Source organism: Streptomyces sp. W16 (genome assembly GCF_033194735.1).
Taxonomy (GTDB): domain Bacteria; phylum Actinomycetota; class Actinomycetes; order Streptomycetales; family Streptomycetaceae; genus Streptomyces.
In genome coordinates, this window is sequence record NZ_JAWOAI010000750.1 from 1 (window position 1) to 3671 (window position 3671).

Annotated in this window: 3 protein-coding genes; all 3 read right to left on the reverse strand. The window is 71.3% G+C overall.

Annotated features, from left to right (window positions below):
- Positions 1–1788, reverse strand: a 1788-nt coding sequence (locus tag R6V09_RS48520) for a hypothetical protein (protein WP_317887832.1), incomplete at its 3' end; no start/stop codon positions are given.
- 10 nt (positions 1789–1798) lie between these two features.
- A complete protein-coding gene (locus R6V09_RS48525; protein ID WP_317887833.1) occupies positions 1799–3163 on the reverse strand; it encodes a hypothetical protein in 1365 nt (454 codons plus the stop codon).
- A gap of 5 nt (positions 3164–3168) precedes the next feature.
- The coding region (locus R6V09_RS48530; RefSeq protein ID WP_442810278.1) for a hypothetical protein at positions 3169–3671 on the reverse strand (503 nt) is incomplete at its 5' end.

Sequence of the window (3671 nt, forward strand, 5' to 3'; positions counted from 1 at the left end):
CTGCTCCCTGGACTCCGCACGGCCCAGCTGTCGCGCGCCCCGCTGGTCGGAGCCCGCGCCGACGGCGTGCCGGCCCTGCTGCTCCAGCAGCCTGCGACGCAGATGTACGGCGGGCATGGTGGCGTCGATGCGCCCGTCCGTACGCTCCAGACCGAGGTCCACTCCGGTCACCGAGCGGTACGAGTGCAGGTACCCCTGGATCTCCGAGCGCCAGTAGCGGGCCCAGTTCGCCGCCTGGGTACGGTCGTTGACCGCGTTCCAGTTGCCGTAGCGGATCGCCAGGAGCAGTTGCTCGCCGAACCGGCCGAGGTCGCGGAAGTGGATGACGGTGTCCGGGGTCCAGCCCTGGAGCCGCTTCATGGTGTCGACGCGGTCCATCCACTGCTCGGGGTAGGCGACCATCGTGCGGCCGGGCAGGAACTCGCGCATCTCCGGGCGGGCCAGCAGCCACTCCTCCATGAGCATCTCCTGGCGGGCGGTCCAGGGCAGGTCGCCGTACTGGTTGTGCTGTCCCTCGGTCAGCAGCAGATGGACGTCCTTGAGCGCGTTGAGGATCGGGAAGCCGTCCGCGATGATCGTGGTGTCGTCGTCCTCGCGGAAGAAGACGGACGTCAGACTCAACAGGGTGTGGAAGGCCTCCAGGAACCGCGGACGGCTGTCCACCGGCCTGATCGGCGGTCCGCCCGGCGCCAGTTGGGTCACCCCGTACTGGTGGTCGTACTCGTAGGCCCGGCGCAGCGGTGACAGTCGGCTCTGCTCGTCCTGCACATAGCCCCACATCAGCTGACTGAGGGCACGCAGCGGATCGATGTCGACATGGGCCAGCGGGTCGTAGTCGCCGGGGCCGTGCACGTTCTGGAAGCGCGCGGCGATCGCCTCGGTCGAGCGGACCAGCATGCCCTCCTCGTGCCAGTACGACCAGATCAGTTCGAGGAAGCAGGGGAAGGTCAGCTTGTCGCGCAGGATGCCGAAGCACTCCACACCGAACTTGTCCGCGTCCGTGATCGCCAGCTCGCCCAGCTTCAGCCGGATCACCCCGAGGTAGGGCAGCAGCGCCAAGTCCTGTTCGTCCGGGCGGCGTTCACCCGGTGAGTTGGCCGAGATGTAGCGCAGCCAGCGCTGCTGGATGGCCCGCCCGAAGGCGTCGCCGTCCACGTCGCCCGACTCGCCGTACCGGCGCCGCTCCTCCTCCAGATCGACCCCCTCGAACGGGGACGTCAGATCGTTGCTGTCGACGAGGACCCCGCACCGCACGATCAGGAACACCTCGGTGGCGACCTTCAGCAGGCGGTACGCGTCCACGCCGGGGTACGCCAGGGCGCGCGGCCCGATCTGCTTGCGGGGCTCGCGGGCGCCCGGCAGCGGTGCGACGTTGCACATGATCGGGTCGATGAACGCGCTGTACTCGTTGAACGAGATCCGGTCGGTGGAGCGGCGGATCGCCGTCCACAGGGCCTGGTCGTCCGTCGGGTCCGAACCCGCCCTGCGCAGCTGGACGTTGATGCTGTCGCCGGCGGCGAACGGCCGCACCTGCACGGTGAGGTCGGCGGTGCCCACGTCGTCCGCGACACCCTGGCTGCGGAACGTCACCCGGGCGGTGTACGCGCCGGGCTGCTGGTCGCCGGGGACGTCCCAGACGGCGCGGGCGGGTTCCTGCGGGTCGCTCGGCAGCGGGCCGAAGCCGAGGACTTCCCAGGTGACGGTGGGGTTCGACTGGCTGGAGGTGGCGAACAGCGAGACGCGTCCGCCCTGTTGGATCTGCTGGGGCCGTGCTTCGATCGTGGCCATGACGGCCTCCTCAACGTGTGCGCTCCGCTGGATGGGCGGGTATGGGTTGTCGGTTTTCTGCGGCGCCGTCGTGGCTGGTCGCCCCCCGCGGCGCGGACACGGCGTTCAATGCGTCGAGGGTGCTGGAGAGTGCCCAATGGGTGATCAGCTCCCCCAGCAGGCGGCTCTCCTCCTCCGGTGTGATCAGCGATGCGGCCCTTGCCTGGCCGAGGACCGCCAGGACCAGCGTGGGCGGCGCGGTGCGCAGCTGGTCCGGCTGCCGTATCCAGCGTCGGTAGCGGGCCAGCAGCAGCGCGGGGGTACGGCTGGAGCGGGGCATCAGGTCGGCCAGCCGGGCCCCGCTCAGCGAGGGCGGACGGTGGCCCACCAGCAGCCGGACGTAGCGGGGCATGGACCGTTCGAGGAGCGCGGTCAGCTCGCGCAGTTCCCGCGGGGCGCGGTGCGGCGGATAGAGCGTGGCCCACAGCGCGCTCAGCTGCCGCCACTGCGGATGCGGGTACAGGGCGTCGCCCATGGCGCAGCTGAGCCGGACCCTGATGTAGGGGAACGGATGGGGGTCGTCGAGGGCCGGAGCGAGCACCAGCCGGCGCGGCAGACTCACCACGGCCATCAGACCCAGGGTGCCGCCGATGCCGAGCTTTCCCACGGCGAAGAGATCCGCGAGCACCTCGGAGAGGGTCAGCCCCCAGTAGCGGAACGCCGACCGCTCGGCCGCCGTACCCGCGTGCCGCTCGATGTCGTACAACACGGGCCGCAGCGATCCGAGGAGCCCGAGCTGGGCGACCGCCTGATGCCCGACCTCGTGGACCAGGGACGAGCCGATCCCGTACCCCACCATGCGTTCGCGGGGGATCCGGATCAGTGAGACCGGGCTGCGACCGCCGCCGGGGATGCGGGTGTGCACCCGGCGGATCGCGCCGCCCGGCCCGCGGGCGAGGTAGCAGATGATGGGCGGCGGGTCGGCGAGCGGAGTGCCCGGCGTGATGAGCGCGTCGACCGCCGCGACGTCCAGCCCGGCGAGCTGCACCCCGACGTCGTGCTCGCTGCGCTGGGTGACGGCTTCCGAGAAGACGTCGAAGTGGGTCAGTACGGAGTTGAACTCCCAGCGCAGCAACGAGAACTGGTGCTGCTGCCACTCGGGCTCCTGGTCGCCGCCCGGCCCTGCCAGCCACTCCAGATACGCGCCGACCCGATTCCGGAGCCTGCTCCGCCCCTCCCTGAGGAAGCGCTCGATCGCGCTCTGGGCGGCGGCGGACGGTGCGGCGGCAGGCACCATGGTCTCGTGCAGTGCGAACGGCTTGACCCGGTTCAGACGGGTCAGCAGAGCGCGGGCCTCGCCTTCGAGCAGCGCGGTGGCTGCCGGCCGCAGGTCCATGGCGGTCAGGCCCCCATGATGACGATCTTGCGGCCCTGCCGGACCCAACGACCCGACCGGGCACGGCCGTTGTGGTTGCCCTCGTGGTGGCCCTCACGGTGGCCGTTGTGGTGCGTCCCCTCCGCGTGCCCCCAGCCCTCTTCCCGGGCGCGCCTCTCCTCCTCGGCGCGTCCCCACTCCTCCTCTTCCTCCTCGGCGTGCTCCCAGCCACGCTCCTCACCGAACTCGCGCTGTTCCTCGCGGCGTTCCTCGCGGTGCCCCCACTCCTCACGCTGCTCCTCGCGGCGCCCCTCCTCACGCCGTTCCTCGCCGTGCCGCCATTCCTCCAGCGAGGGGGTCCCGCCCCACTCCTCCTTGGCGGCGGGGGCGCCCGGTGCCACGGCCGGCTCCTCGACGAACGCGGGTACCGGGCCCGGCCAGTACCAAGGCGCAGGCAGGGCGAAGGTCTTGAAGCGCCGGGCCACTCCCGGCGCGTAGCGGCGTGCCGCGGAGTGCACGGCCTGCTGCG